Source organism: Actinomadura vinacea (assembly GCF_039532545.1).
Classification (GTDB): domain Bacteria; phylum Actinomycetota; class Actinomycetes; order Streptosporangiales; family Streptosporangiaceae; genus Spirillospora; species Spirillospora vinacea.
Genome location: NZ_BAAARW010000024.1, coordinates 303,711 through 329,875 on the forward strand (window position 1 = coordinate 303,711; position 26,165 = coordinate 329,875).

A 26,165-nucleotide genomic window follows, 5' to 3' on the forward strand; every position below is an offset into this window, starting at 1 on the left:
ATACCGCAGCAAGACACTGCGGCGTGTGACTGGTGCAGGCGTCCGGGCGTTCGTCTAACGAGCGTCTGATGAACACCACCGAGAGTGCGTCCCGGCGAGCCTCCGTGTCTCACCAAACCGTTCATCTAGCCGTTCATCTTTCGATGGCGTTCAGCTACCTCACACGGCGCGTTTGATGATCGGAGGGTGCTCCTCGATGGCACTTATCGGCCTGGTCCGGGTCAGCACCGACAAGCAGAACACCCAGCGGCAGCACGACGCCCTGGCCCCGATCTGCCTGAAGGTCTTCGAGGAGAAGATCAGCGGCAAGCTGAACACCGACGACCGGCCCGCGCTGCTGAACGCGCTGTCCCACATCCGCGACGGCGACCTGCTGACCGTCCAGGAGGTCGACCGCCTCGGCCGCAACCTCCTGGAAGGCCTGATCGTCCTCAACGACCTGTTCCAGCGCGACGTCGGCGTCAAGGTGCTGGAGGGCATCGCGGCCGGCGAGCACACCGAACGCTTGCCGTAGATCCCGCTCGACGACCCGCGCGTCCTGGCCCTGGCCAAAGCACGCCAGCAGCTCGCTCACGAAGGAGTCCTCGCCCCGACCTGGGGAGGAGCTGACCGACAAAGAACGTGAGGGCAGCCTGCCCGATGCCCGCAACTACCTGGAGACGGCGATCAATGCCGGGCTCGTCCCCGAGGTGGAGGTGATCCACGACGGGCCGCTCGCGGGCCTGGGCAACATCAACCGCGAGATCGAGCGGCAGGCCCCTTGACCGCACTCCCGGTCACAAGTTGCACCGTCCCCTATCCCTTCGACCTGGTCCAGAACTGACGCGGCGCGAAACCCTCGCGCCGCAGCCAGTGCTCGGTATAGACGATGCGCTCGGCTTCGACCACGACCACAGGTCCCGAGGGCGGCTCGTCGAGTGAACGTGAACGCTCGACATGATCGGATTGCCACCGGATCGCCGGCCAGTAGTGCGCGAAGCCCGGGTCGTTGTCAGACAGTACGCGAGCCCGGCCGAAGACCTGTGCGCCTCGGCTGCTGGCCTGCCCCACCAGTGGAGCGAACAGCCCCACCGAGACTCGGGGGTCGGCGGCGAGGTTGCGCATCTTCGGTGAACTGGCTGCCGCGGTGAAGATCAGTGTGAAGTCGAGATGGAAGTACCGCACTGGAGTCGCCAGTGGTCCCTCGGGGCCCGCCGTCGCGAGCACGCACATGTTCTGCGACGACAGGAGGTTGAGTATGCGCTCTTCCAGACGCTCTGGATCGAGCCGCTTCTTGGGGGCCAGGCCGGCCAGCCACGGATTGGTCACAGGCATGATCAAGTCTCCCACGACGGCACTTCATCAGCTGGGCTTCAGCGCGACAGCACCCTCGCAGCGGCAGAGCGACCACCCGGAATGTGAAACCGCCGAACACGTCGGCGAGTTCGCCCGCGAGTTCGCCGTGCAGAACTGGGTCGACATGGACGAAGAAAAGACCGCCGACTGGCGCAAGACCCTTGCGGACCTGGAGGCCGCCGCCACCACCTTCCGCCGCACCGTGAACCTCATCGGCTGACCAGAGAGCTCCGTAGGCCATCGGCATCAGAACGGCCAATCACGATAAGAGGCGCCCGCCGGGCTCCTTAACGTGACTGCCCGTTCGGTTGCTGCTCAAGCCCCGAAGCTGACCGCGCTGATCCGTTACGGGGTGCCGTTAAGGGCCGCCGCACCAGGGGCGAGGTAGCTGAGAGGGGGGGGCGATCCGCTGGTTCTGGGGCCGTCTGCTACGTCCAGTATTGGATTGTGGCTCCTGCGTCATTGGACCTGGACGGGCTCGTCGAGCACTTCACGTTGCTGCCCGACGATCTGGCGCTGCTGCGGAACAAGACCGGGCGACGCGTCTGGGGTTCGCGGTCATGGCGGAGTACCTGCCGTGGAGGGGCCGGTTCCCGCGTGGCCGTTCGGATCTGCCGAACGAGGCCGTGGGGTTCGTGGCCAGACAGGTCAAGGCGCCGGCGTCCGAGATCGCGTTCTACGACTTCGGCGGCAGGACGATCAAGGGGCATGGCAAGGAACCGCGGAGTGTCCTGGGGCCGGCCTTGGGGAACATCGGTACAGCGGCTATCGGGTGAGAATGATCACGGTCCCGGTTGTAGCCGCTGGGAGGGCGTTGACGCGGTTCGCGTACTCGCGGCGGGCCTTGCGCTGTGCCGGGACCGCAGAGGTGCTCTGGGCGCCGCCGTCGAGGGGTTGGCAGCGTGCGAGGAGCTGGAGGTGAATCGCGGCCGTGTCGCTGACGCGCAGGATCTCGGAGTTATCCCATGTGACCTAGAAGACCGTGCGGTAAGAAGATCTGCGACTGACCGGGCATCAGGCCACCTTCCTCCTCACCCCCGGTGCGCACCAGCTGCTCCTGAGGTATCTCGTTGACGCGAGATATGCGCTCTCAGGAGACGTGGATCAGGACGAGAGCCTGCGCGACCTCAAAGTGTCAATTGGCGACCACCTCACTTCCATCCAGAGTGACGTCATCAGCGAAGACCTGATGCGATCGACCCTCGAGCGGATGCGGCCGGCCGTGCTACGGAGATTGACGAAGCGGTCCCGAAAACTACGGAAACAGGACGCCCCGGGTGGCGTCGCGTCCGATAAGGCAAGTGGCTCGGGCGTCTGCAACGGAATCGCCGCAGCACAAGGACTCTCCGTCGCGTGGGCCAGAGGCCTCTACGTTGCCATCTCGTTCCTCGCAGGCGCTCTGCTCGCACCCGTAGGCGACGGGTATCCCATGCTGGCTGTGTTCGGACCGTCGATCCTCGTCTGCCTCGGGTTGAGCGTGTTCCTGCAGCCTGTCGCAACGCGCGCCGAGTACGCGAGGCTCCGTGCGCCCCACCTGGAACGCTGATCAGACGGCGAACACCCATGCCACAGAGCAATCACCGCGCCATTTAGGTCTCATGGGACTGATGCACGATCCGGTCAGACTGACACCTGCTCGTGCATCAGTCCCTCCTTCCAGGCCCGCCCTCCCGGGCAAGCCAGATCAGATGACACCCGTCCGTTCCGCAGTCCCGTTCTTGCGCCGGTTGGCATTGAAGCGCGCCTTCTTCTGACGATTCCCGCACGTGTTCATGTCACACCATTTGCGGGTGCGACTTTGACTGGTGTCGAAGAAGGCGGCTTGGCAGGTTGGCGATGCGCACAAGGCCATTTTTCCGTCTCGTTCGCCTGCGATGATGCTGATCGCGTCGGCGGCGATTACGCTTAGGGCATCTTCTACGCAGGAAGCCGAGCTGAGTCGCCATTGACGATTGCTCTCAGGCGTCAGGATAGCCGCGGCCCGACCCTGAATGCTGCAGTCATTGATGATTTGGATAGCGGACGCAGGGAGAGCGTCTTGGATCGCGGTCGCTGTCGCGGCCGCGTGAATGGCTTCCCTCAGTTCCCGAGCGAGTTCGAGCTGGGCGGTGGTGCAGGAGTCCACGGCTAGGCCGTTCACTGCCAGCCAGTCGACGAGTCGCTGCGGCGTGGGAATGCGCTCCACAGCGTTGCCATGACGCTCCGTCAGAGTCCCCGTGAAGCTGGTCGCCAGCACGTTACCGAGGCGAAAGTCAGGGAAGCCAGCACGCATGGAACCACCTTAGCCTCGATCGTCCATTCGAGGACCGCATCCGGCACGCCAAAGACTCGGGGCTGGGCCGGTTCCCGTCGCGGGAGTTCGCGATCAGCACCACCTGGTGATGCTCACCCAGATCGCCGCCGACCTGGTCGCCTGGACCCGACTGCTCGCCCTGACCGGCGACGCGCAGGTCCTGGCCGCGTGCGAGCCGAAGGCCATGGGCTACCGATTCCTGCACGTCCCAGGCCGACTCACTCTCGGCGCCCGCAGGCGACGGGCGTACCCGAAACCTGGCCCTGGGTAGCCGCGATCTCCGTCAACATCGCAACCCGCCTGACCAGACCCTGTCCACCCACGAGGAACCTCAGAGACCCGTAGCCCGGCAGCGCCAGCCGGCACCCCGCCATGCCCGCCAGTGCACCCAGAGAGCCTGGTCACGGGTAACGCCGCAAACGCCCCGGTCCAGCGACCTTCATGAAAGACCGGGGTTGGCTGGTTGCACGCTGGCATGAAGACATGCTAGAACCGCCTTAGCCGGTTCCACGATGGCCAGGAGGTCTCATGCCCCGTCCAACCAGCGGCGTGCAAGCATTTGAAGCCCACGCAACTGACGCTGACCTCGACGATCTGCGCGCGCGATTGGCCGCGGCGCGGCTACCGGAGGCCGAGACGGTCTATCGCGCCGCGCCCGACCCTCGCCGATGGGAACAGGGCGTTCCGCTCGCCGACCTCGTCGATGTCGTGAACTACTGGCGCACCGGGTACAACTGGCGGTCGTTCGAAGCGCGCCTTAACCGGATCGGCCAGTTCCGCACGACCATCGATGACCTGGGAATCCACTTCCTACACCGCCGATCCGCGCGCGCGGATGCCACTCCTCTGATCTTGACGCACGGCTGGCCAGGCAGCATTGCTGAGTTCATCGATGTAGTAGACGAGCTGGCAGACCCGAAAGACGCAGACGCGCCGGCGTTCCACGTCGTGGCCCCGTCGCTGCCAGGCTTTGGTTACAGCGACAAGCCGGCCACCACCGGGTGGGGAACCGAAAAGATCGCGGCCGCATGGGTGGAACTGATGGGAAGGCTCGGCTACAACAAGTTCGCAGCCCACGGCGGCGACTGGGGAGGCCCGATCACCACGGTCCTCGGCGGCAGGTTCCCGGCGCACGTTCTCGGCATCCACACAACGACCGCGCAGGCACCGCCCGGGTTGACAACGGACGGGCTGACGGCGGCCGAGCGGAAATGGACCGAGGAAACCCGCGATTTCTGGGGCGGCCAGCGCGCGGCGTTCGCGAAGCAGCAGGCGACCCGACCGCAGACCATCGGCTACTCGCTCGTCGACTCACCAGTCGGGCTTCTCGCCTGGATCCTTGACAAGTTCGCTGAGTGGACAGATACCGAAGATAGCCCGTTCGAGACGATCTCCAGAGACAGCATTCTTGACAACGTCACCCTGTATTGGCTGACGCGGACCGGCGCATCGTCAGCCCGCATTTACTACGAAAGCCACCTCTCGCTCGACCCCGAACTTCGGGTCGACGTCCCGTCGGCAATCATTGTGTATCCCCGCGACATCGAGAAGTGTCCGCGCGCCTGGGCACAGGAGCGGTACCGACAGATCGTCCGATGGAGGTCGCCCGAAACCGGGGGACACTTCCCGTCGCTGGAGGTTCCCGAGTATTTCGTCAAGGATCTACAAGAAGGCCTCGCGGCAGTGCTGGCCGCTAATCGGTGAACGCGACTGGGTGCCGGGACTCGGAATAAGTCCGGCAATCTGAGCTGCGCGTCGAACGCTGTGCGCGGCGAGGGGTCTCGGTTAAAAACTTTTGCGGTAGCGTTCGTGGGCTTCTTCCCCATCGTTGTGTCGGCCCCGAGACCGCATGGTGGGACGGCCTGGAAACCGAACCCGGCTTCACCGCCGAGGACGGCACCCGCACCTTCGCCCCGAGCGAGATCATGGTCTGCAAGTCCTGCACCGGACGCGACATCGCCTACGCCCTGCACGACGAGCTCCTGCGCCCCCGTGCCGAACAACGCGCCACCCTGCGGGTCCGCCACGCCTACCAGCGCTACACCAAATGGGGCTGGCACAAGACCGCCCAGCCGCGGCCCGGCTGGCCCGGCGCTCCGCTATTGGACGTCCTCATGCTCGATCTGGCCACCCGCTGACCCGCCGCAGCCCTCCTCCGAATCCAGAGGCCGGATCCGCACGATCGATCATTCTCATAAACGGTCGATTCCCAGAACGCGAGCGCCGCCCCGGAAGCGACGCCCGAATCCAAGCCCGGATCGCCGTGCCGGTCGCGTTCGGGCGCGGCGGCCGGGACACCGGCCGGTTCACGAAGGTGACCCGGTTGGCCAAGCTGCTGTGGGTCACCACCCCGGCACCCCCCGCACCGGTCGACCCCGACCAGGTCACCGCCGACATCCGCATCGGGTACGCCCGCTGCTCCTCCCTCACCAGGAACTACAGTCGCAACTGCACGCGCTCGCCGCGCACGGCATTCCCCGAGACAAGATCTTCTTCGAGAAGATCTCCACCCGGGTCAAGGTTCGCCCGCAGTTCGAGGCCGCGCTCACCCTGGCCCGCCAGATCAAGGCGCACGCCCCGCACTGCCGCGTCATCCTCACCGTCTACGAGATGAAGCGGCGGGGCCGCGACGCCGCCGAACTCACCGCCCACGACCTGGTCCTGGAAATGCTCGCCGGACCACTCGCTGGCATCTACGACCCGGCCGGACCGGGCCGGATGCTGCTCGCCTTCTTCGCCGCGTTGGCCGAGACCGAACGCGAGAACATCCGCGAAGCCACCCTCGAAGGCCTCCACGCCGCCGCCCGCAAAGGCCACCACGGCGGCCGCCCCCACGTCATCACCGACGACATCCGCCGCGACCTCATCATCCCCACCGGCAAACGCCGCGGACAGAACCCTTTACTGGCCAGCACCTACCGCGCCCTTGCCGAACACGACAAGGCCCAGACCTACCCCGAAGCCATCGAACAGGCCCACACCGACTTCGCTGCGATGCAATCCACCCACTGAGGGGTCTGCCGGGCGTGCAGAGCAGAACGAGCCCACCTGCGCGAGCACGGGTTCCCGGTCACCGATGAGGTGTGCGCGCGGCCGTCGCCGATCCAGTACGACCACCTCAACTCCCTGGGCCGTTACGCCTTCTCCCGCGCCGACATGGTGTCCCTTCCACGACGGTGCTCATGAGAGCGCCTGAGCCCCAGGGCGATGAGAGTGATCCAGCTCGGCCGCGCGCCCGCCGCCAGAGTGGTCAGGCACCGACGCCGGGACCCGATAGACGCTGGCCAGCGTCGGGTGGCGGCCTTTGCTCTTGCCGGTGGGAATGGCCAGCTTGATCTCCGGCACGGACACGCCCCGGGCGCGCAGGCTGCGGGTGTAGGCCGCCATGTCGTCGCCGGACACCTTCCGGCGCCGTGGCCTCCGCGCTCGCGTGCCGAGGCCTGGCCCTCCAGCGGCTTCTCCCAGATGTACTCGTGTTCGGACTCGGCCATCCCGGCGCGAACAGCGCGGCCCCGTCTCCGCGCGGGTCGTACACACACCCTGCGGCGGGCCGATGAGCAGCTCAAGCTGGATTTCGGCCCGCCGCAGCTGTTCGGCGAGGGTCACCCGTTCGGCCGCGCCGCTTCAGGCGCTTCATCTCGTGCGCCGTGAAGATCACCTGCTGATGCGGAACCGCCGTCTTGATGGTGCGGGCGAAGTCCATCGCCTTGGTGAAACTCCGGCCGCACCTTCACACCTGTGCTGATCCTCTCCGAGAAAATCGGGTCACCCCCCGCCTGGTACAGGGCGTCCATTTGGCTCTGCAGCTCCTGCTGCGCGGTACTGCACCGGGCATGACCGACCCGGCCTGGGCGGCTTCGCCGGCCTCGCGCGCCGCGCCCGCTGCCAGATGCGGCCGGGACCGCGATCGAGGGGCGTCCTCATCTCCAACTCCGCCCGCAGTTGCGGCACCAGCAAGAAGCGCGGCGGTTGGCACTGAGAACGATCATGGTCGTTCAGGACCTCCACTCGGGAAGCTGCGAGGAGACCCAAGTAGCCCTGCGGAGTAATCACTACGGCCTGTGACGAGCATTCGGTGTGGGATTTGGCGTGGTGCTCCATGTCGCGCTTGGTTCGCAGACGGCCGGCCGCCAGCCCCGGCCCGGCCCAGGTGCTGGTGGTCGAGTCGGTCGCCTGCCGGCGATCGGCAGGTACGGACCGAGTGCATGACGGCGTGGTCCCAGCCGATGGAGGCGCTGGTGGCCAGGCGCCGCCCCGACCGGCCGGTACCGCCGCGATCGGGGCGGTTGTGCATCTGCTGGCCACCGCCATCGAGGAGGGCCGGGACCTGTCCTCGATGAGCGGCGTCCTGGCCGGCGCCGCCTACCGTCTGCTGTCGGCCTGACGACGGGGGTGGTCGGCGGCTAGCTCAGATGCCGGGTGAAGAACCGGGCCGCGGCGTCCCCCGCGAACTGGGGGACGCCGGTGTGCCCGCCCATATTGGCGTGCAGCGTCTTCTCCTTGGAGCCGAAGGCGTCGAACAGGTCCAGGGCCGACTGCCTGTCGTTCCCTTCGTCGTCCCACTGCAGCAGGACGTGCAGCGGAATGGTGACCTGGCGAGCCTCCTCGAACAGGGCGCGAGGCACGAAACTCCCGGCGAACAGAACGGCGGCCGAGATGCGCGGCTCGACCGCCGCCAGCCGGATCCCGATGGCGATCACTCCCCCCGAGTACCCGACCGGGCCGCCGATCTCGGGCAGCGAAAGGAGGGCGTCCAGGGCGGCCTGCCATTCCGGGACCGCCTTTTCGACCAGCGGGAGGACGAGCCGGTCGACGATCTCCTCGTCGACCGGCTCGCCGGCCTCCAGCGCCCGGCGCAGGTCGGCGCGGGCCTGCTCGGCGGCGGCGGAACGGGGCCGGTCACCGCTTCCGGGGAGCTCGATGGTGGCCGCGGCGAAGCCGTCCGCCGCGGAGTGCCGGGCCCGGGCCACCAGCCGGGGGTACATCTTGTGCAGTCCGCCGGGGTGGCCGATCAGGATCAGCGGCGCCGGTGCGGATGCGGATCCGGGTGTCCACAGGATGCCGGGGATCTCGCCGAGAGTGAATCCGCGTTCGAGGACGCCGTCGTCGAGACGCTGCTCGGAGGTGAATTGCATGGTCGTGCCTTTCGGGAGTGCTCTTGAACGGCGCTCCCGGACGACCTATCGCCCGACCGTGACCCCGGAGGGGAGCACCCATGTCGATACTGCGTTCACGGGTACCACCTCCTCGTTCTCTGGCACGGCCTCCGGAAAAGTAGCAGTGGTCGCCGTGGTCCGCCAACAGGTTTTTGCGGAGGCTCCGTGGCCGGATGCCACCGAGCCGCTCGCCAAGGGCCGAGGCCGTGTAGTTAAGGGCTCCGGGCCTGAGTGGAGGGCCGTTTAGCGCATGATCCGCACCGTGCTGCGGCTGCGCTACCTCTCGGATGGCCCGCTGCGGCGGCGGGTGACCGCGGCGACCAACAAGGTCGAGGCGTTCAACGGCTTCTCCCAGTGGCTCGGGTTCGGCAACCGCGGCGTCATCGCCGACGACTGTGACTCTGAGGGGGACGCCGGGGCCCGGGTGGGGGCCGTCATGCTCCCAGCCCGGGCTGCTGGCGTCCGCCTGGCCCGCCAGTCCTGATCCCCTCGGCACAGCGTACGAGGGTGAGGCGGCCCGCCATGCGATCAGCCAGTCGTTCAGGGCGGAGAGTCGGGCCGGTCGGCGACGGCGCGGACCGCCCGTGCAGGTCGTGCCCGCAGGCGGCTACTTGGTTTCGACCCGTCCGACCGGGTCGGGGCCTGTCGCCAGCGCCTCGCGTGCGGCCTGCCAGGCGTTGTCACCGGGGTGGAGTCGGCTGCGGAGGTAGGCCGCGGTGAGTCGGCCGACGACGGCGACTCGCTCGGGGTTCTCGTCCGTGGTCTCGGCGACGTCGTATCCGGGGATCCCGCCGAGTGCGTGCCCCGCGCCGAACAGGGTGAGCAGGGACTTGGGGCTGGGGGCGAGGGCGTAGGGGTCGGCGTGCCAGTCCGGTCCCATGTCCGTGAAGTGCCGGGAGTCGTCCTCGTCGCCGGCGACGACCAGCGCGGGTGTGGTCATCGTGGAGAAGTCGATGGTCCCGAGGACCGGCAGCGCGTTGGCCATGGGCCCGTTGAGGACGTCGCCCCTGCCGGGCGCGGCCAGCAGCACGCCCGTCTTGATCCGGGGCTCGATGAGGCTCACTTCCTCCCCGCTGTCGGGGTCGGTGACCCGGGCGCCGAGCAGGAGGCTGGAGGTGAAGCCGCCGAAGGAGTGTCCGGCGACGGCGACCTTGGTGTGGTCGATCCGCCCGGCGAGCAGTGGCACGGCCTTCTCGATCACGTCGAGCCGGCCGAGGATGTGGCTCATGTCCTCGGCGCGCGAGCGCCAGAAGAAGGGGGCGCCGGGAGCCTCGGCGACCAGGTGGCTCAACGTCCTGGAGGTGAGGTGGGTGGGCTGGATGACGACGAATCCGTGTGCCGCCCAGAAGTTGACGAGCGGCGCGTAGCCGTTCAGCGAGGAAAGGTTGTTCGAGGGGCCCTGGCCGTGGGAGAGCAGGATGACGGGTAGGCCGGTTCCGGTCTCGGGCGCGGTGACACGGATCTGGAGGTCCACGGGACGTCCGGGTACGGGCAGCACGACCGGGCTGTAGGACAGGACCGGGAGGGGCGAGCCCAAGGTGTCGGTGGTGGAGGTGGATGCGCTCATGATGCGTTGGTTGCCCTTCTGTGGCCCCTGCCGCCGGTCTCGGTCGACCGGCGACTGACGAGGCGGTCAGGGGCGTCCCGCTTCGGCTAAGCTGAAGTGGAGCGCCGCTCCAATTAATATCCGGAACGTTGCTCCGTTTTGTCAAGGGGCGTTGGAAGGAAGACGTGATGACCGCCGAGAGCCCCAGCGGGAAGGCGTCGACCCGAAGCAAGCGGGCCGACGCGCAGCGCAACCAGCGGGCCGTGCTCACCGCCGCCGCCGAGGTGTTCGTCACCTCCGGCGTCGACGCGCCGATCCGCCAGATCGCGGCCAGGGCGGGCGTCGGGATGGCCACGGTCTACCGCCACTTCCCGACCCGGGCGGATCTCGTCACCGCCGTCTACCACCACCAGATCGAGGAATGCGCCGAGGCGGGCCCGAGCCTCCTGGCCGGTGCCGACTCCCCGTTCGAGGCACTGCGCCAGTGGGTCGACCTCTTCGTCGACTTCCTGGTCACCAAGCACGGACTGGCCGACGCCCTGCAGTCCGACAGCGACCGCTTCGCCACGCTGCACACCTACTTCATCGACCGCCTGCTGCCCGTAAGCGCCCAACTTCTCGACGCCGCGGCCGACGCCGGCGCCATCAAGCCCGGCATACAGCCCTACGAACTGATGCGCGGCATCGGCAACCTCTGCATCGGACGCGACAGCGACCCGTCCTATGACCCCCGGCGCTTGATCGACCTCCTCCTCGAAGGGCTGCGGCGTCCTCAATCGGCCTGACGGCCCGGGGCAGGAACGCCGCCGCGTCGCCGAGGCCGCGTTGCGGCCGCCGGCAGCGCAGGGCCGCCGCAGCGCCGATCGCCGCCGCGGACTCCAGCGTGAACAGCCCCGAGACCTTGCCGTCCGCGTGCGGGGCGAAGAAGGAGGAGGTGAGGCCGAGGAACCAGGCCAGGGGGTTGCCGAGAACCGGGGTCGTACGCAGTCCTACGACGATATTTCTGCGAAACACGAGCTACATCCGGGTCCGCGCGTACGCTCGCAGTGCGTCGCGGACGAACGTCGCCCCCGCGGCGTCGTCGTACATGCCGGCGAAGCGGGGGTCGTCGACGTACATGTCCCCCAGGCCTTTCACCATCTCGATCGAGCGCTCCCGGTCGCCCTCGGCCGTGGGGGTACCCGGGATCTGGCTCAGCCACTGGACGTGCCGGGCAGCCAGTGACTGAGCGTGTTCCGATGTCGGAGAAACCCCGGCTTTCGCTGCGGCGACCCATGCGGCGACGAGGTCTTCGGTGGCCTGCTTCCAGGCTTGCTGCTGGTCAAGGGTCTTGCCGTGCCACCAGTCGTTGCTCACTTGGAACGCGCGCTCGCCCCAGTGTGAGATCACCTCGTCCTTGTAGCGGTCGTTGAAGCCCGCCAACATGACGTCCATCCGCGGTTCCGCCCCCGCCTGCAGGGCCTCGAGCGTGTGACGCACAGACCGGATCTGCCGTTCGATGCGATCCCGTTCCTCTTCCAGTGCGGCGATGTGGGCGCGGAGCCCGTCGCACGTGTCCACATCGTCGGCCAGGACCTCGGCGATGGCCGGCAGGCCCATGCCGAGCCGGCGCATGAGCAGGATCCGCTGTAGCCGGGCGACCGCGGTGGGGTTGTAGTAGCGGTACCCGTTCTCGCCGACCCGGGATGGGGCCAAGAGTCCGAAGCGGTCGTAGTGACGCAGGGTACGGCTGGTGATGCCGGCCCTCGTCGCGAGTTCCTGGATCGTCCACTCCATCGTTCCGGTGTTACCTGCGGCGGAGCGTGGTTGCGATGATCTCCGAGCTTTCGGCGTGCAGGGCCTGCGCCGCCGTCTGCCCGGTCGCCGCCAGGTAGGTGTCGACCAGCCGGTTGCCCGCGGCGTACCCGGCGCCCATCGGCAGTCCCACCGGGGTGAGGCCGAAGCGCTCGGCGCTGGGGTCGCCGTGCACCCAGGCAGTGAAGTTCTGCATGCCTTTCACGTCGAGCCCGGTGAGTACCTTGCCGAAGATCTCGTCGTCGTGCAGGTGCGGCACGCCGATGCGGGTGGGGCCGAGCTCGTCGCCGTAGAGCTGCCGGGCGAAGGCGTCGGCCAGGCCCTCGGAGACGATGTGATCGCCGACCGTGACGGTCACCGGGTCCCACACGACCCCGCCCGGGCCGAACCGCAGGTTGTGGTGGAGTTCGTGCACGGAGGTGGCCTCCAGCCGCTCCACGTTCTCAGGGAAGGGCCAGAGCGTGATCACGATGTGGCCCGAGATGCCGCCGAACCCGGTCACTCCTTGGCAGGGACCCATGAAGTGCTCGTCACCCGGATCGCCGAGCACGAACAGCACGGTGATGTCCGGGGCTCCCAGCCCCGGCGTCGCCTCCAGCAGTACGGTGAGAGCGTCGTCGAGGGCGCGTTGCATCCGCTCCCAGGCTCCGGCCGCCGCCAGGGTTTCGAGCGCGTCGAGGCAGCGCTCCTCGTCGCGGTCGATGGGGAACCCGGACGCTTCGAGGTGCATGGCCGGCAGGTCGACCTCGCCGGGGTGGTAGCGGTACATGCCCCTGGTGGGCTCCAGCATCGAACGCAGCAGGTCAACGCGGTCCGCGACCGGGGCCAGCAGGATCCGCCTCATGGCGGAGCAGGTATCAAGAACAGTGATCGACATGGCCCCGATGCTAGAAGTTGACGCAGCGTCAAGGTCAAACCAGCGGCGCTCTTCATCGAAGTACGGGCATGCCGTCATTCAGTCCCATCATGACCGGCGGTTCGCCGCTGCGATGGACTCACACAACTCGGTCAGCCGTTGTTCCAGTGTGCGCAGCTCCTCGGTCGTGCAGTCGACCCGACAGGCACAACAACGCGACCGCGATGACCGGCGATCGCAACCTAACCCGTCACATGGAGCTACTTTGCCCGTGGTGACGCCGACCCGAGTGGGGCCCCTTATGGCGCACCGCCAAAATCCGGTCCGCCCCTCCCCGGAGGCCTACCTGACGGCTGGGGACACGTTCGAGAGAAGGACGCTGGCCGGGCCCACCGGTGGTGTCCGCAGACGGATGAAAAAAACCCGACACAAGATGTCAGGTTTTGGGGCCAGCATGGTTTCACCGGTCGGCGCCGATGGCGGCGTGGGCCAAGCCCTACGGATGGACAAGGACCGCGATGCGCGAAACGCGAGAAGAACTCAAAGAGCTGCAAGCCCTCCTGGACGCCTCCCTTTCCCGTTCCACCTCGCATCTCCGCTCGATCATCAACACCGAGAGGACACTGACCGCGGAGCGGCTCACCCAGGTCCTCACCGGCATGCGCACCCTCGCCCTGTCCACGGTGACGGCGAAGGGCGAACCGCGGATCAGCGGCGTGGACGGGCACTTCCTGCACGGAAAGTGGCACTTCGGCACGGCGCGCGGGGCCGCCAAGGCCCGCCACCTCGCCGCCCGGTCCGCCACCAGTGCCGCGCACATGCGCGGTGAGGACCTGGGCGTGTTCACGCACGGCACGGTGGAGATCCTCAACCCCCAGGACGGCGAGCCCGCCGCGGACTGGCCGGACCTGCTCGCGTACTTCAAGGACTTCTACGGCGACGACCTCTTCGACTGGGACAACGACGTGGTCTACTACCGGCTGCACCCGCACTGGATGAGCGTCTACGCCCCCGACTTCGCAAAGCTCACTGCGGCGTCCCAGTCCTGATCGATGGCACGGGCCGCATCGGAAACGGCCGGTTGATGAGATCTGGTGAAGCGGCCGCCGCGTAGTGGCGTGATCGGTTTGTTCGGCAGGGGCGGGGGCCTCTCCGCCCCTGTCCTGCTGCGTCGCGAGAGGGTGGACGAAAGTTGACGGCATTCGTACGGGACGTCGCGAGCATGGGCCGCGAGACCATCGACGTGGTAGGGGCTCGTACCAACAATCTGCGGGACGTGTCCGTGAGCATCCCCAAGGGGCGGCTCGTCGCCTTCACCGGGGTGAGCGGCAGCGGCAAGACCTCGCTGGCCATCGACACCCTGCACAACGAGGCCCAACTGCGGTATCTGGAGGGGCTTTCGCCGTTCGTACGGCAGTACATCACCCAGCGCAACCGGCCGAAGGTCGACCGCATCCTGGGTCTCGGCGCGACGCTCGCGGTCGACCAGCGCCGTCTGAACCGCAACCCCCGCTCCACGGTCGCGACGATCACCGGCATCGACGGGCATCTGGGGCTGCTGTACTCGCGCCTTCCGGGGATCGGCGCGGACCCGGCGGTGGAGCGTGGCGACGGGCATCTGACGACCGCTCACTTCGACCGCGGTACGCCGGATGGGGGCTGTTCGGACTGCCACGGGGTGGGCGGGCGCTGGCAGGCGCAGGAGGACCTGGTCATCACCCACCCGCAGCTTCCGCTCTTCGAGGGGGCCTCACCCTGGTACGCGAAGTGGCGGTCGGGGGAGCACGCGTTCGTGCCGGCGCTTGCCGAGAAGCGGGGCGTGGACCTCGGCCGGCCGTGGGAGTCGCTGCCGGAGGAGTTCCGCCACTGCGTGCTGTACGGCACGGGTGACGAGAAGATCGAGGCGACCGTCGACATGCCGAACAAGAAGGAGACGGCCCTGATGACCTACACCTCGAGTCAGCCGCTGCGGGGCGCGCTCGCCGAGGTGGAGCGGGTGTTCGTGAACGCACAGACCTCCAGCGCCAAGCAGCGCTACCTGCCGTACATGCGCAAGCAGCCCTGCGGCACCTGCGGCGGCAGCGGGTACGACCAGGTGGCCCGGTCCGTGCGGCTCGGCGGGCTGACCTACCCCGACCTGGTCGAGGTGGAAGTACGGGAGGTGCGCAGCTGGGCGAAGCGCGTGGCGGACGGCCTGGACGCCCGGCACGAGGAGGTGGGCGGGCCGCTGCTGCAGGACCTGGGCCGCAGACTCGGAATCCTTGACCGGCTCGGCCTGGCCCATCTCCAGCTGTCCCGGAGCGCGGCGACGCTGTCCGGGGGCGAGTTGCAGCGGACCCGGCTCGCCGCGCAGCTCGGCACCGAGCTCAGCGGCATCATCTTCGTCCTGGACGAGCCCGGGACCGGCCTGCATCCAGTGGACAAGGCGCACCTGCTCGACATCGCATTGGAGCTGCGCGAGGCCGGCAACACGGTGCTCCTCGTCGAGCACGACCCTGAGCTGATCGCGCGGGCCGACTGGGTGATCGACGTGGGGCCCGGCGCGGGCCGCTTCGGCGGTGAGGTCCTGGTGTCGGGGCCTCCCGCCGACGCGGCCGCCCACCCGAAGTCGCTGACCGGGCGCTATCTGGCGGGTGAGGGGCCGCGGCTGCGTCGGACCCGCCGCCCGGCCGGGGATGGCACCGGCTGGGTGGAGCTGCACGGCCTGCGTGCGCACAACGTGGCCGCGGACCTGGTGCGTCTCCCCGCCGGTCGGCTCACCTGCCTGACCGGGGTGAGCGGCAGCGGCAAGAGCAGCCTGCTCGGCGCGCTCGGGACGAGCGTGGAGGCCGCCCTGAACGGGACGGCGACCGACACGGTGCGGGAGGTGACCGGTCTTGAGGGGTTCGGCTGGGTGGCCGTCGTCGATCAGGAGCCGCTCGGGCGGACGCCGCGGTCCAACCCGGCCACTTACAGCAAGGCGTTCGACATTGTCCGCAAGCTGTTCGCCGGGACCGGCGTGGCGCGCGGACGCGGGGTCAACGCCTCCTGGTTCAGCTTCAACACCGCGGGCGGCGGCCGGTGCGAGACCTGCACCGGTCATGGCCGCAGGCTGGTCGACATGCACTTTCTGCCGGACGTGTGGGTGGTCTGCGACGCGTGCGAGGGTCGGCGTTACAAGCCGGAGGCTTTGGAGATCACGTATCAGGGGTTGGCCATTGACCAGGTGCTGGAGCTGACCGTCGCCGAGGCGGTGGAGCAGTTCTCCGAGCCCCGGCAGCTCGCGGAGACACTGGGAGCCTTGAACCAGGTCGGGCTCGGCTATCTCCAACTCGGCCAGAGCGCCACAGAGTTGTCCGGCGGTGAGGCGCAGCGGCTGAAGCTGGCGTCCGCGATCCAGCGCGGTGCCGCCAGCCGCAAGGCCGGCCTCATCGTTCTCGACGAGCCCGTCTCGGGCCTGCACCCGTCTGACATCCAGCGCGTGGTGGATGCGCTCGATGTGCTGCTCGACTCGGGCAACACCGTCGTCGTGGCCGAACATGACATCCCCGTCGCCGCGTCCGCGGACTGGGTGATCGACCTGGGGCCGGGAGCCGGTCCGGACGGGGGTGCGGTGGTCGCCGAGGGCACCCCGGACGCCGTCGCGATGGCGGACACCCCGACCGCCGGTTTCTTCCGGCGGTACGCGGCGGGCCTGCCGCTCCTGGAGGCGCGGGAAGGCGCGCGCTGCTGAGGGGCCGGCGCGCGGTCTCGCGTCACGTCCTGCACCGTCGTCCGCGCCTCCTCAGAGGACGAGCGCCCGCCTGAGATCGCCGACGGAGCGGTGCGGGGGTTCTTGTGCCGGGTCTTGGCCATGATGAGCTGGGGCCGCCCTGGTGGGGCGAGCAGGCGTTCCAGGGAGCGCGGACTCCTTCGGGCTGAGTTCGAGACGCGGCCTGCGCGGAACGCCACCCGGCGAGCCGGGGCCAGGGTGATGTCCCCGCAGGAGAGGGTGGGAGGAAGCGGCGATGTTGATCGGGATCCGGCGCAACTGCCCGCTGGGGCGAGGAATGACCGGTCAGCCGGGTCGGTTGGCACATGAGCAAGGCTGATTCGGCACGCTGTGGCGGCTGCTGAAAGAGCCACCTTCTATAAGGAGAGTCCGTTGAGCGGTCCTGACCCCAAGTTCATCACCTTCGACATGTACGGAACTCTGACGGACTTCGCCATCGTGCCCGCCGCCAGAGAGGTGATCAAGGATGTGGCCCCGCCCGAGACGCTGGACATCTTTCTCCACCGGTTCAGTTGCTACCAGCTCGATGAAGCGATGGGCGATTGGCGACCTTATGATGAGGTAATCGCTCGATCCTTCGAACGGGCTTGCAATAGCACCGGAGTCGAGTTCCGGCCGAGCGACCCCGCCAAGATTTTCGCGGCGATCCCAGAATGGGGGCCCCACCCCGATGTCCCGGAGCCTCTCGCGAAGCTCGCTGGGCATTTCCCTCTCGTAATCGTCTCCAACGCCGCAAACGGACACGCCGATCAGAACGCCGGGAAGCTCGGCGCGCCGTTCCACGCGGTGTACACAGCAGAGATGGCGCAGGCCTACAAGCCAAGACTGCGCGCATTCGAGTTCATGTACGAGCAGTTGGGCTGCCGGCCGGAGGAGACGATGCACGTGTCGTCCAGCCCGCGCTACGACCTGCAGTCAGCGACCGACCTCGGCGTGAGAGACACGGTGTACCTCAACAGAGGAAACGAGCCGTCAGCGCCGTTCTATCACGCCTACGAGGTAACGTCCCTCGCCGGGGTGGTAGAAATACTAGGCATCTGAGATCGCCGTTGAATCCCTCCATGGCGAGTTGAGATTCTCGGGTCGGGTAGCCCGGGGCAGTTCAGCCCCGGATTCCCGCAGAACAGAGCGTGACGGTCTCCCGCACTCCGCTCTTATCATCCTGGTCACCAGTGGCGGGCAAACCCGGTCGGCATAGGGCTTCGTTCATCAAGCTGAAACCCAGCCGCACTCATTACCGCCAGGAGCCGAACCTACCTCACCGGAGTTCTGGGCCGGAACGTCACGGGCCTCCTCAAGGCGAGCGACAGTGTCCGGAAGGTCCGACGTCCGATAGTTTGATCTTGTGTGGCGCCGGCCCGCTGCACTGGCGCCCGGGGACCGAGGATTGTGACCGATGAACGACAACGATTGGCTGGCCGAGCGGTTCGCGGAGCACCGGCCGCATCTGCGGGCCGTGGCCTACCGGATGCTCGGCTCGCTGAGCGAGGCCGATGACGCGCTGCAGGACGCCTGGCTGCGGGCCGACCGGGCCGATCTCGGCGACGTGCGGAATCTCGCCGGGTGGCTGACCACGGTGGTGGCGCGAGTGTGCCTGAACATGCTGCGCTCGCGTGAGCACCGGCGGGAGGAGTCCCTGGACGTCCAGGCCGCCGACCCGCTGCTGGACCCCGCGTCCGGCGGGAATCCCGAGCACGAGGCGGTGATGGCCGACTCGGTGGGAGTGGCGCTGCTGGTGGTCCTCGACACGCTGACGCCCGCCGAACGCGTCGCGTTCGTGCTCCACGACATGTTCGCGGTGCCGTTCGAGGAGATCGCCCCGATGCTGGAACGCACCCCGGACGCGACCCGGCAACTGGCCAGCCGTGCGCGCCGCCGCGTGCGAGGCGCCGCCCCCGCACCCGACGCCGATCTCACCCGGCAGCGGGAGATCGTCGAGACCTTCCTGGCCGCCACCCGCGGCGGAGACCTCCAGGCACTGGTCACCCTGCTCCACCCCGACGTGGTGCTGCACGCCGACAAGGCCGTCATCCCCACCCCCGAGCCCATCACGGTCCTCGGAGCCGAACCCGTCGCCGAGGGCGCGCTGGCCGCCGTGCAGCGGGCCCGGTTCACCGGGATGGCTCTCATCGACGGCGCGGTCGGCCTCGTGATGGCACCCGGCGGCCGCCTGCGCGTGGCGCTCGCCTTCACCATCGCCGACGGCCTCATCGCCACCATCGACGTCATCGCCGAACCAGACCGCCTCCACCGGCTCCAACTCGCCGTCCTCGACTGACGCCGTCAGACGCTCCCCGCCGCAAGCCTCCGGTGACACACGTCACACAAGCCCGCCGGTCACATCGGCCTCCCGGACCGGGTCAGGGCAGTGACGGACTCACCCGCCGGAGCGGCACCGCCCCGGCACCACAGGCAAGGAGCGCCTCAGATGTCCACCGCTCACATCGTCGTCACCGTTCTCGCCGCCGCCTGGGTGGCCTTCTCCGCCTACGCGATCCTCACCCGCGCCCAGTGGGTCGTCGAACCGCTGACCGAGTACCGCGTCCCCCGCTCCTGGTGGCCCTGGCTCGGCGCCGCCAAGGCCGCGGGAGCCGCAGGCCTGCTGGCCGGCCTGCTCGTGCCCGCCCTGGGCACCCTGGCCGGCATCGCCCTGATCCTGTACTTCACCGGCGCCGTCATCACCATCGTGCGTGCCCGTTCCTACACCCACATCCCCTACCCGCTGCTCTACCTCGCGCCCGTCGCCGCCACCCTCGCCCTGGCCTCCGCCGCCTAATGGCCTCAAACCCCCGAGTCTGATGCCACCGACCATGGGAACCGCATGCGGACGCAATCGGGTCCCCGCGTCCGCCCGACGGACTGACGCCGGCTCGGGCGGTATTCGGTCTGGTCCCCCACGGCTGAGAAGGACGAGGATGGGAGTGAGGAGCGGCCACTGGCCGCTCCTCACTCCCCAGCCAGTTCCTGAACCCGGCCCACGGCAAGACCCGGCTCGAGCGGGCCAATGCCACGCCGTCCGCACCGATAGCTCCTGAAGTCGGCCCGGTGGCTGTGGCGACCGGGACATTCGAGGTCACCGGCCGGTTGCCTGTCCCACGGCAGGCGTCATGCCACCGCCGCTCTTGGCCCAAAGCACCCGGTCTCCCTGGCATTGGACGAGCTCGGACCCGTCATCCGCACCCTGTCCGCCAGGAAATCCACGAGGGCAGGTGCTGGAGAGCCGGAACAGCGCCGACGACAAAAACCTCTACGGCCGAGACGGAGTGCTGAGCAGCACCGACCGCCAACACGCCGAGGGCTTGCAGTCCTCCTAAAGGGCTGGTTCGGGATCGGCCGGGAAGAGGGGGCGGTCCCGGGCGGGCAGCCACTGATCCCCGGCGGCGAAGGCACGGAAGTGGTTCTTCACATGGGCGATGAGCAGCGGCAGCGACGGATGGCGGTTCGCCTCGTGCCACATGAGGGACCAGGGGTACACCGGCGTGGGATCGATGACGGAGATCTGGACGACCTCCGGGTACCCGGGAAACTGTGCCTTGTTGCCGAACATGATGAGGTCCGATGAGGCTCCGACCTTCTCCATGATGTGGTCACGACCGAAGACCGGCCCGGAAGTGTCGATCTGGACGCCGAACTCGGCGCTGAGGAAGCGGTAGTACTCTGCCCACTCGCTGTCGCGGGCGTTGCCGGGCATCCACGCCGTCAAGCCCGAAAGGTCTCCCATCGGCATGCGCTTGCGCCTGGCCAGCCTGTGCCGGTGTCCGACCAGGATGGGGATCGGCTCCAGGCAGGCCGGCATGCGCTCGATCCCCGGAGGAAGAGGCCCGTTCACGCGGCCGAACGCCGCGTCGACCGAGCCGTCGGTGAGCGCCGTCCACCGTGAGACGGTGCCGCGGGAGACGACGATGTCAACCTCGACGTCACCGGCCTCATAGAAGTCCCGAACGATGTCGATGGGTGCCGCGGCACGGCCGAGCACGTCAATGCGCAGGGCGCGGCCGCGCGCGCGGAGCATCGCGGTGGCGTGGTCGGCCAGGCTGATCAGAGCCCGGGCCTGCGGGAGGAAGGCCGCACCGTCCTCGGTAGGCCTGGCTCCGGCGCGCGAGCGGTTCAGCAGCGGCACGCCCAGGTCCGATTCCAGCCTGGCGATCCGTTTGGACACGGCCTGCTGGGTCATGCCCAAGCGGTCGGCCGCCTCGGTGAAATGCCCGCCGTCGACGACGGCGAGAAAGGCCCGGACGGCACCCAGATCGAGCTCCATTCACAACTCCTGGTTGTCCGCTGGCGGCGTGTCGGCTGTTGGACACCGCACGGCAAGCTCCGATCTGATGAGCGGCGCCAAGGATGTCATGACAACCGCCAGGAGTATAAGTGACCCCGTCAGACGGCCACGGCCGACGTCAGGTGCTGGTGATCCTGTCCGGCCTGATGCTCGCCGCCTTCGTCGCCACCTACGCCGTGATCGCCGGCCAGTTCACCTCGCGAACCGGCCGCTACAAGGTCCTACCAGTAGCGGGCTCGTTCCTGCTCGGCACCGGCGCGGGCCTGTACGCACAGACCATCACGCTGTCCACGCAGAACGCGCTCCCCCAGGCCGACCTTGGCGTAGCCACCTCGTCCACCACCTTCTTCCGACAGATAGGTGGCACCCTGGGCACGGCGGTGTTCCTGTCCATCACATACAGCACCGCCGGTAGCACGATCAGGACGGCTTACGCGAGCGAGTCCCACCCCTGCCTTCCACACCGCGGTGGCGCAACATCGCGAACAGACCGAACCCCTGCGCCTGGCCTCGGACGGCGCCCAGTCCGCCCTGGACAACACAGCGTTCCTGCAACACCTGCACCCTGTTCTCGCCCGGCCTTTCCGGCAGGGCTTCACCAGCGCGCTGGACATCGCCTTCCTCACCGCCGCCGCGGTGATGGCGGCCGCCCTCGCCCTGCTGATCAGGGAACTGCCGCTGCGCACGACCATCGCCGCCGCACCGGCCACGCCGGCCGAACCCGCCAGACAGTGAAGCCACCATCGCAGGCTCGGAAAACGCCCCCGTAACCACGGCCGCTGGCAGGCCCCAGCCGGCACGGCGCGCACTCTCGCGAGCCAGAACACCCCTCACCTCCTAAGGAGAGACATGACCGTCACGACCCCGGCGCTAGCCCCCCGGACAACCGCACTGCTCGTCATGGACTACCAGGAGGCAGTCCTGGCCTCCCTCCCCGACCTGGCCGACCCGGAAGCGCTGCTATCACGGGTGGCCGGCGTCATCGCCGACATGCGTGCGCACGGCGCCACCATCGCCCATGTGCGCGTCGGCTTCACCGAAGCCGACTGGGCGGCGATCCCGACGGCCAACAAGACCTTCTCCTTCATCGGCCGGCAGCGACTCCTGCACCACACAGATCCCGCCACAGCCATCCACGATCAGCTCACTCCCGAGCCCGGCGACATCACCATCCGCAAAACCCGCTACGGCGCACTGTCCACGACAGACCTTGACCGGCAACTGCGGGACCGCGGAATCACCACCCTGGTCATCGCTGGCATCACCACCAGCGGCGCCTCCACCGTCACCGACGCCGCCGACCACGACTACCAGCTCTACATCCTGTCCGACGGCGTCACCGACCCGGACCCCCACACCCACCAGACCCTGATGAGCAGCGTCTTCCCGAGACTGGCCCACATCATCGACACCGCCGAACTGCGCTCACTCCTGCGCGTGGCCCATCCCGCGCCGTCAGAGACCGGCCGTCAAGCGCCGACGCGCACGGAACAGGAACTGGAGATCCCGTTGACCGGAGGCCGGATCACGAAGGGAGTCGTCCGTGTCGGGGACACGGTGCGGCGGCCGATCGGGCCGCACTCGCCGTTCGTGCACCGGTTGCTCCGGCATCTCGAGGACGTCGGCTGCGACGCCGCGCCGAGGCTGCTCGGAACCGATGGCAGGGGGCGCGAGATCCTCAGCTTCCAGCACGGTGAAACCACGACCGCCTTTCGGGCCCGTGACTGGTCGCCCGCCCAGATCACCGCCGCGGCGCGGCTGCTGCGCCGGCTGCACGACGCGACCGCCGGCACGCCGATCGCGGGTGGCCGGCAGACGGTGTGCCACAACGATTTCTCCCCGCTCAACGTCGCCTTCGTCGAAGGCCTTCCTGTCTCCGCGTTCGACTTCGACCAGGCCGCCCCCGGCCCCCGCACGCGTGACCTCGCCTACGCCGCCTGGCTGTGGCTGCTCGGCGCCGACATCACCGGCCCTCTCGACCGCCAATTGGCCCTCTTGCGCACCTTCCTCGACGTTTACGGGCTCGAGGACGAGTACCGGCGGGGCTTCGGCAGGCGCATCGTTGCCCGGGTCGAGGCCGAGCGCGACTTTCATGAACGTGCCGGGCGCGTCGCCGCCCCCGGATCCTGGCTGCACCATGAAATCGCCTGGCTGAGGCAACACGCCGACGCCATCGACCGCGGTTTGGAAAGTCCACGATGACCAAGCGGACGGCTACGGCCGCCCTTGGCCTTTGCGGGCTCGCAGCGCGGTGCCGCTGGAGGCGTACCGGGTGACCACCAGCCCCTTCTCGGCGGCGTTGGTGTGGATCTCGCACTCGCGGATCGGTTTGATCAGGTCGTCGTCGCCATCGCGGGGACCCCACCGGTTGATCACGACCGGGAAGAGGCTGCCTCGGGGCCGCGGGACGCGGCCGAGTCGAAGGGCAACCGTTCGGGGTCGATGGGCGCGATGGCGTGGTCGCTCGTGGCGGCATTGCCGGATCAATGTGCCGGACGGCCGGGCCGCGACTGTACCTACTAGTATGTATGATCGTGGTCATGGATACCAGGGAGCGGCTCATCGAGAGCACCCGCGAGCTGCTGTGGGAGCGCGGGTACGTGGGCACCAGCCCGAAGGCGATCCAGCAGCGCTCCGGCGCGGGCCAGGGCAGCATGTACCACCACTTCGACGGCAAGCCGGCCCTGGCGCTCGCCGCGATCGGTCGCAGCGCCGGGGCTCTCAAGGCCGCGGCGGAGGTCGAGTTCGCCCGCCCGGGCACGGTGGTCGAGCGGGTCACCGGCTACCTGCGGCGGGAACGGGACGCGGTGAAGGGCTGCCCGGTCGGGCGCCTCACACAGGACCCGGACGTGATGGCGGATCCGCGACTGCGCAGGCCGGTCCAGGACGTCTTCGCCTGGCTCACCGACCGGCTGGCCGGGCTGTTGGCGGAGGGCCGCGCCAACGGCGAGCTCGACATCGGGCTCGACCCTGCGGCCACGGCCGCCGCGCTGGTCGCGGTGGTGCAGGGCGGCTATGTGCTGGCCCGCTCCGCCGGCTCACCCGGCATCTACGCCCAGGCCATCGACGGCGCCCTCGGCCTGCTCGCCGGGCACGTCCGTTACCCGCCGCACCCTGACCCCGGTGCCCAGCACCCCGATGACCCGCATCAGTGAAGGGAGAACCGCTGACATGCCTCTGGTTCGCATCGACGCGCTGGGGGCCGACGGCGATCGGCTCGACGCGCTCGGCCGCGCCGTGCACGACGCACTGGTCGAGACGATCGGCTTCCCGCCCGACGACCGGTTCCAGATCCTGACCAGCCACGACGGAACCAGCAGCACGCTGCGCTACGACGACTACCTCGGGGTGCACCGCGACGACGGCATCGTCTACGTCGCGATCACGATGCGCGCCGGCCGCACACCCGCCCAGAAACAGGCGCTGTACCGGCGGATCGCCGAACTGACCCACCAGTACGCCGGGACCGAGCCGCGCAACGTGTTCATCACCGTGACCGAGAACCAGGCGATCGACTGGTCGCTCGGCAACGGGATAGCGCAGTACGTCGTGTCTCCCGGCCCGGCATCGCCGATGGCCGATCGCCGTATCGCCCCGGGTGAATGAGACACGGCCCGGAACTCCTGAAGCTGCGGCGAGCCGCAAAGTAGGCCGGGGAATCGGCTGCGGTCGAGGTGGCCGGTTTGTTCGTCGTGGTCGCGGAGCATGCGCATGACGGTTGCGGGTGAGGGTGTCGGCCTTTCTTCTTGCCGGTGGCGATGACGAGGCGGGCGGCGATGTCGCGCAGGCTGTGGTTCTGTTCGCGCAGGTGGAGGGCGTGGGAGAGCATGGCTTCGTCGGTGACGCCGGCGCCGCCGATGGTCTTGCCGCGGCTGCGCGCGGAATCGTGGCCTTCGAGGGTGCGGTCGCGGATGTTTTCGCGTTCCATGCCCGACTGGGCGGCCAGCACGGTGAACGCGATCCCGGCCGGGTCGTGCGAGCCCTGCAGCTCGCCGCTGAGGAATTCCAGGGCGAAGCCCGAGGCCCTGAATTGTTCGGCCAGGGCGGCGAGCAGGACGTGCCGCAGCTCGGGGTTGAAGCGCCGCAGGTGGCTGGGTGAGGACGCCGAGGCTCTGGCCCGCCAGGCGTTGATGACCTGCACGCCGATCCCGGCGAACGCCTTCTCCGGGACGCCGACGGCGCGGACCTGCTTGAGCTTGGATATCTCGTCCAGCGGCGAGTTGAGGCTGACGTTGCCCGGGTGGGCCTTGATGTCCGCCAGGACCGACTCCACGAAGTCCTCATCCTGGTCGGTGCCGTCGTCCTCGGCGGCCGTGTCGCCCTGCTCGGCGGTCGGGTCGGTGAAGACCAGCGCGTCCAGCCGGCGGGTGCAGCCCTCGGCCCGCGCGAGGCGGGCGGCGACTTCGGCGACGGCGCGCTCGTCGGCCTGGTGCAGCGCGGAGCGGACGATCGTGTCGACCTGGGCCGCGGTCGGCGGCTCGATCAGGCCCGCGCGCATCTGCCGCAGCAACTCGGCCCGCACCTGCTCCTCGCGGCGTTCGTCGTGCCAGATCACGTCCACCAGGTGCGAGACGAGCTTCACCTGGTCGGTCTTGGTGCACTCGTGCCAGCCGGTCAGATCCCGCAGCTCGCTGCGGTGCCGCTTGGCGGCGCAGGAGGTGAAGTCGTAGAAGGCCAGCTCGGACGCGGCCACGCCGACCTGCTTGGCGACGTGCTCGATAGCGTCGGGCGGCAGCTCCAGGCGCATCCGGGGGAACCGGCCGCGCCAGAGCAGAAATTTGAGCTGAACGGCGAAGCCCAGCCTGGTGGCGCCGGTCTTGTTCCGTAGCCAGCCCGCCTCGTCGCTGTTCAGGGTGAAGTGGTCCACCACCCCGTCCAGGCCCAGATCCCGCCCCACTGCTCGGCTCCGCCCGCCCCCGTGATCACATGTCGGACCGGACGGTAGGGGGCGCCGGTGCACAGCGGGAGCGGATATCAGCGAAGTGCCCCGGTCGGGCGGGCAGACCTGGTAGACGCACCCGGCAGGCGCCCCGGGCGGGGGCCGTCACTGTCCCCGCCCGGGCGCCTGGAGCTCAGTGGGCCATCACGGGCTCGCCCTCGGACGGCTCCAGAGCCCGATTCGGAATCAGGAACGCCGCGATCACCGCACCGACCA

28 protein-coding genes and 1 pseudogene are annotated in these 26,165 nt (G+C 68.6%); 19 read left to right on the plus strand and 10 right to left on the minus strand.

The genetic code is table 11. The features are described 5' to 3' along the window. Nucleotides 1-196: 196 nt before the first annotated feature. Nucleotides 197-514 (plus strand): recombinase family protein, encoded by a 318-nt coding sequence (locus ABD340_RS32835; protein WP_344594281.1) that lies wholly within the window; start codon nucleotides 197-199, stop codon nucleotides 512-514. Between the two features lie 281 nt (nucleotides 515-795). Here the strand turns inward: ABD340_RS32835 and ABD340_RS32840 are convergent, their stop codons facing one another. Then, a complete protein-coding gene (locus ABD340_RS32840; RefSeq protein ID WP_344594283.1) occupies nucleotides 796-1,314 on the minus strand; it encodes a pyridoxamine 5'-phosphate oxidase family protein in 519 nt (172 codons plus the stop codon). Here ABD340_RS32840 and ABD340_RS32845 point away from each other — a divergent pair. The 3 genes from ABD340_RS32845 (at nucleotide 1,313) to ABD340_RS32855 (ending at nucleotide 2,881) form a co-directional block, all read left to right on the plus strand. After that, nucleotides 1,313-1,555 (plus strand): hypothetical protein, encoded by a 243-nt coding sequence (locus tag ABD340_RS32845; RefSeq protein ID WP_344594284.1) that lies wholly within the window; start codon nucleotides 1,313-1,315, stop codon nucleotides 1,553-1,555. The genes ABD340_RS32840 and ABD340_RS32845 overlap by 2 nt on opposite strands. A gap of 220 nt (nucleotides 1,556-1,775) precedes the next feature. Then, the gene (locus tag ABD340_RS32850) at nucleotides 1,776-2,111 is read left to right on the plus strand and encodes a DUF4158 domain-containing protein (protein WP_344594285.1); all 336 of its coding nucleotides are present in this window, start codon (nucleotides 1,776-1,778) and stop codon (nucleotides 2,109-2,111) included. Between the two features lie 323 nt (nucleotides 2,112-2,434). After that, nucleotides 2,435-2,881, plus strand: coding sequence for a PspC domain-containing protein (locus ABD340_RS32855; protein WP_344594287.1), 447 nt, complete (start codon nucleotides 2,435-2,437; stop codon nucleotides 2,879-2,881). A gap of 138 nt (nucleotides 2,882-3,019) precedes the next feature. On the opposite strand, the gene ABD340_RS32860 is transcribed toward ABD340_RS32855, so the two are convergent. Next, nucleotides 3,020-3,607, minus strand: a complete 588-nt coding sequence (locus ABD340_RS32860; protein ID WP_344594288.1) for a CGNR zinc finger domain-containing protein — start codon at nucleotides 3,605-3,607, stop codon at nucleotides 3,020-3,022. A 109-nt stretch (nucleotides 3,608-3,716) separates the two neighbouring features. Between ABD340_RS32860 and ABD340_RS32865 the strand changes: the two genes are divergently transcribed. The 4 genes from ABD340_RS32865 (at nucleotide 3,717) to ABD340_RS32880 (ending at nucleotide 6,640) form a co-directional block, all read left to right on the plus strand. Continuing rightward, nucleotides 3,717-3,899 (plus strand): hypothetical protein, encoded by a 183-nt coding sequence (locus ABD340_RS32865; RefSeq protein ID WP_344594290.1) that lies wholly within the window; start codon nucleotides 3,717-3,719, stop codon nucleotides 3,897-3,899. Nucleotides 3,900-4,156: 257 nt separating this feature from the next. Then, complete coding sequence (locus tag ABD340_RS32870) at nucleotides 4,157-5,332, plus strand: epoxide hydrolase family protein (RefSeq protein WP_344594291.1); 1,176 nt, start codon at nucleotides 4,157-4,159, stop codon at nucleotides 5,330-5,332. A 221-nt stretch (nucleotides 5,333-5,553) separates the two neighbouring features. Next, complete coding sequence (locus ABD340_RS32875) at nucleotides 5,554-5,766, plus strand: hypothetical protein (RefSeq protein WP_344594293.1); 213 nt, start codon at nucleotides 5,554-5,556, stop codon at nucleotides 5,764-5,766. 199 nt (nucleotides 5,767-5,965) lie between these two features. Further along, nucleotides 5,966-6,640 (plus strand): recombinase family protein, encoded by a 675-nt coding sequence (locus ABD340_RS32880; protein ID WP_344594295.1) that lies wholly within the window; start codon nucleotides 5,966-5,968, stop codon nucleotides 6,638-6,640. 168 nt (nucleotides 6,641-6,808) lie between these two features. On the opposite strand, the gene ABD340_RS32885 is transcribed toward ABD340_RS32880, so the two are convergent. Next, complete coding sequence (locus ABD340_RS32885; protein ID WP_344594296.1) at nucleotides 6,809-7,030, minus strand: hypothetical protein; 222 nt, start codon at nucleotides 7,028-7,030, stop codon at nucleotides 6,809-6,811. 1,001 nt (nucleotides 7,031-8,031) lie between these two features. Next, entirely contained in the window at nucleotides 8,032-8,763 is a 732-nt protein-coding gene (locus ABD340_RS32890) for a dienelactone hydrolase family protein (RefSeq protein WP_344594297.1), read from the minus strand. A gap of 268 nt (nucleotides 8,764-9,031) precedes the next feature. Between ABD340_RS32890 and ABD340_RS32895 the strand changes: the two are divergent. Further along, nucleotides 9,032-9,190: pseudogene (locus tag ABD340_RS32895) on the plus strand (Tn3 family transposase); the annotation flags it as partial. Nucleotides 9,191-9,391: 201 nt separating this feature from the next. Here the strand turns inward: ABD340_RS32895 and ABD340_RS32900 are convergent. Next, entirely contained in the window at nucleotides 9,392-10,351 is a 960-nt protein-coding gene (locus ABD340_RS32900) for an alpha/beta hydrolase family protein (protein WP_344594300.1), read from the minus strand. Between the two features lie 167 nt (nucleotides 10,352-10,518). Between ABD340_RS32900 and ABD340_RS32905 the strand changes: the two genes are divergently transcribed. Next, entirely contained in the window at nucleotides 10,519-11,115 is a 597-nt protein-coding gene (locus tag ABD340_RS32905; protein ID WP_344594302.1) for a TetR/AcrR family transcriptional regulator, read from the plus strand. 232 nt (nucleotides 11,116-11,347) lie between these two features. On the opposite strand, the gene ABD340_RS32910 is transcribed toward ABD340_RS32905, so the two are convergent. Both ABD340_RS32910 and ABD340_RS32915 read right to left on the minus strand, forming a co-directional pair. Next, nucleotides 11,348-12,106, minus strand: a complete 759-nt coding sequence (locus ABD340_RS32910) for a MerR family transcriptional regulator (protein WP_344594303.1) — start codon at nucleotides 12,104-12,106, stop codon at nucleotides 11,348-11,350. A 10-nt stretch (nucleotides 12,107-12,116) separates the two neighbouring features. Further along, entirely contained in the window at nucleotides 12,117-13,001 is an 885-nt protein-coding gene (locus ABD340_RS32915) for a DUF2268 domain-containing putative Zn-dependent protease (protein ID WP_344594305.1), read from the minus strand. 497 nt (nucleotides 13,002-13,498) lie between these two features. Here ABD340_RS32915 and ABD340_RS32920 point away from each other — a divergent pair, with 497 nt between their 5' ends. The 5 genes from ABD340_RS32920 (at nucleotide 13,499) to ABD340_RS32940 (ending at nucleotide 19,507) form a co-directional block, all read left to right on the plus strand. Continuing rightward, nucleotides 13,499-14,029, plus strand: coding sequence for a pyridoxamine 5'-phosphate oxidase family protein (locus tag ABD340_RS32920; protein ID WP_344594306.1), 531 nt, complete (start codon nucleotides 13,499-13,501; stop codon nucleotides 14,027-14,029). Nucleotides 14,030-14,172: 143 nt separating this feature from the next. Beyond that, nucleotides 14,173-16,692 carry an excinuclease ABC subunit UvrA gene (locus ABD340_RS32925; RefSeq protein ID WP_344594308.1) on the plus strand — a complete coding sequence of 840 codons (2,520 nt, stop codon included), beginning with the start codon at nucleotides 14,173-14,175 and terminating at the stop codon, nucleotides 16,690-16,692. Nucleotides 16,693-17,103: 411 nt separating this feature from the next. Beyond that, nucleotides 17,104-17,772 carry a haloacid dehalogenase type II gene (locus tag ABD340_RS32930; protein ID WP_344594309.1) on the plus strand — a complete coding sequence of 223 codons (669 nt, stop codon included), beginning with the start codon at nucleotides 17,104-17,106 and terminating at the stop codon, nucleotides 17,770-17,772. A 355-nt stretch (nucleotides 17,773-18,127) separates the two neighbouring features. Beyond that, nucleotides 18,128-19,009 carry a sigma-70 family RNA polymerase sigma factor gene (locus tag ABD340_RS32935; RefSeq protein ID WP_344594311.1) on the plus strand — a complete coding sequence of 294 codons (882 nt, stop codon included), beginning with the start codon at nucleotides 18,128-18,130 and terminating at the stop codon, nucleotides 19,007-19,009. Between the two features lie 150 nt (nucleotides 19,010-19,159). Beyond that, entirely contained in the window at nucleotides 19,160-19,507 is a 348-nt protein-coding gene (locus tag ABD340_RS32940; protein ID WP_344594313.1) for a DoxX family protein, read from the plus strand. 534 nt (nucleotides 19,508-20,041) lie between these two features. Here ABD340_RS32940 and ABD340_RS32945 read toward each other — a convergent pair. Then, a complete protein-coding gene (locus ABD340_RS32945; protein WP_344594314.1) occupies nucleotides 20,042-20,989 on the minus strand; it encodes a LysR family transcriptional regulator in 948 nt (315 codons plus the stop codon). A 489-nt stretch (nucleotides 20,990-21,478) separates the two neighbouring features. On the opposite strand from ABD340_RS32945, the gene ABD340_RS32950 reads away from it, so the two are divergent. Continuing rightward, on the plus strand, nucleotides 21,479-21,745 hold the full coding sequence (locus tag ABD340_RS32950) for a hypothetical protein (RefSeq protein ID WP_344594315.1): 267 nt from the start codon (nucleotides 21,479-21,481) through the stop codon (nucleotides 21,743-21,745). A 114-nt stretch (nucleotides 21,746-21,859) separates the two neighbouring features. Then, nucleotides 21,860-23,212, plus strand: a complete 1,353-nt coding sequence (locus tag ABD340_RS32955; protein ID WP_344594316.1) for an isochorismatase family protein — start codon at nucleotides 21,860-21,862, stop codon at nucleotides 23,210-23,212. Nucleotides 23,213-23,224: 12 nt separating this feature from the next. Here ABD340_RS32955 and ABD340_RS32960 read toward each other — a convergent pair whose 3' ends face one another. Further along, a complete protein-coding gene (locus ABD340_RS32960) occupies nucleotides 23,225-23,386 on the minus strand; it encodes a hypothetical protein (RefSeq protein ID WP_344594318.1) in 162 nt (53 codons plus the stop codon). A 164-nt stretch (nucleotides 23,387-23,550) separates the two neighbouring features. On the opposite strand from ABD340_RS32960, the gene ABD340_RS32965 reads away from it, so the two are divergent. After that, nucleotides 23,551-24,165, plus strand: a complete 615-nt coding sequence (locus tag ABD340_RS32965; protein ID WP_344594320.1) for a TetR/AcrR family transcriptional regulator — start codon at nucleotides 23,551-23,553, stop codon at nucleotides 24,163-24,165. 16 nt (nucleotides 24,166-24,181) lie between these two features. Then, nucleotides 24,182-24,616 carry a tautomerase family protein gene (locus ABD340_RS32970; protein ID WP_344594321.1) on the plus strand — a complete coding sequence of 145 codons (435 nt, stop codon included), beginning with the start codon at nucleotides 24,182-24,184 and terminating at the stop codon, nucleotides 24,614-24,616. Here ABD340_RS32970 and ABD340_RS32975 read toward each other — a convergent pair. Continuing rightward, entirely contained in the window at nucleotides 24,498-25,907 is a 1,410-nt protein-coding gene (locus ABD340_RS32975) for a DUF4158 domain-containing protein (RefSeq protein WP_344594323.1), read from the minus strand. The two genes, ABD340_RS32970 and ABD340_RS32975, sit on opposite strands and share 119 nt — an antisense overlap. Nucleotides 25,908-26,165: the final 258 nt, after the last annotated feature.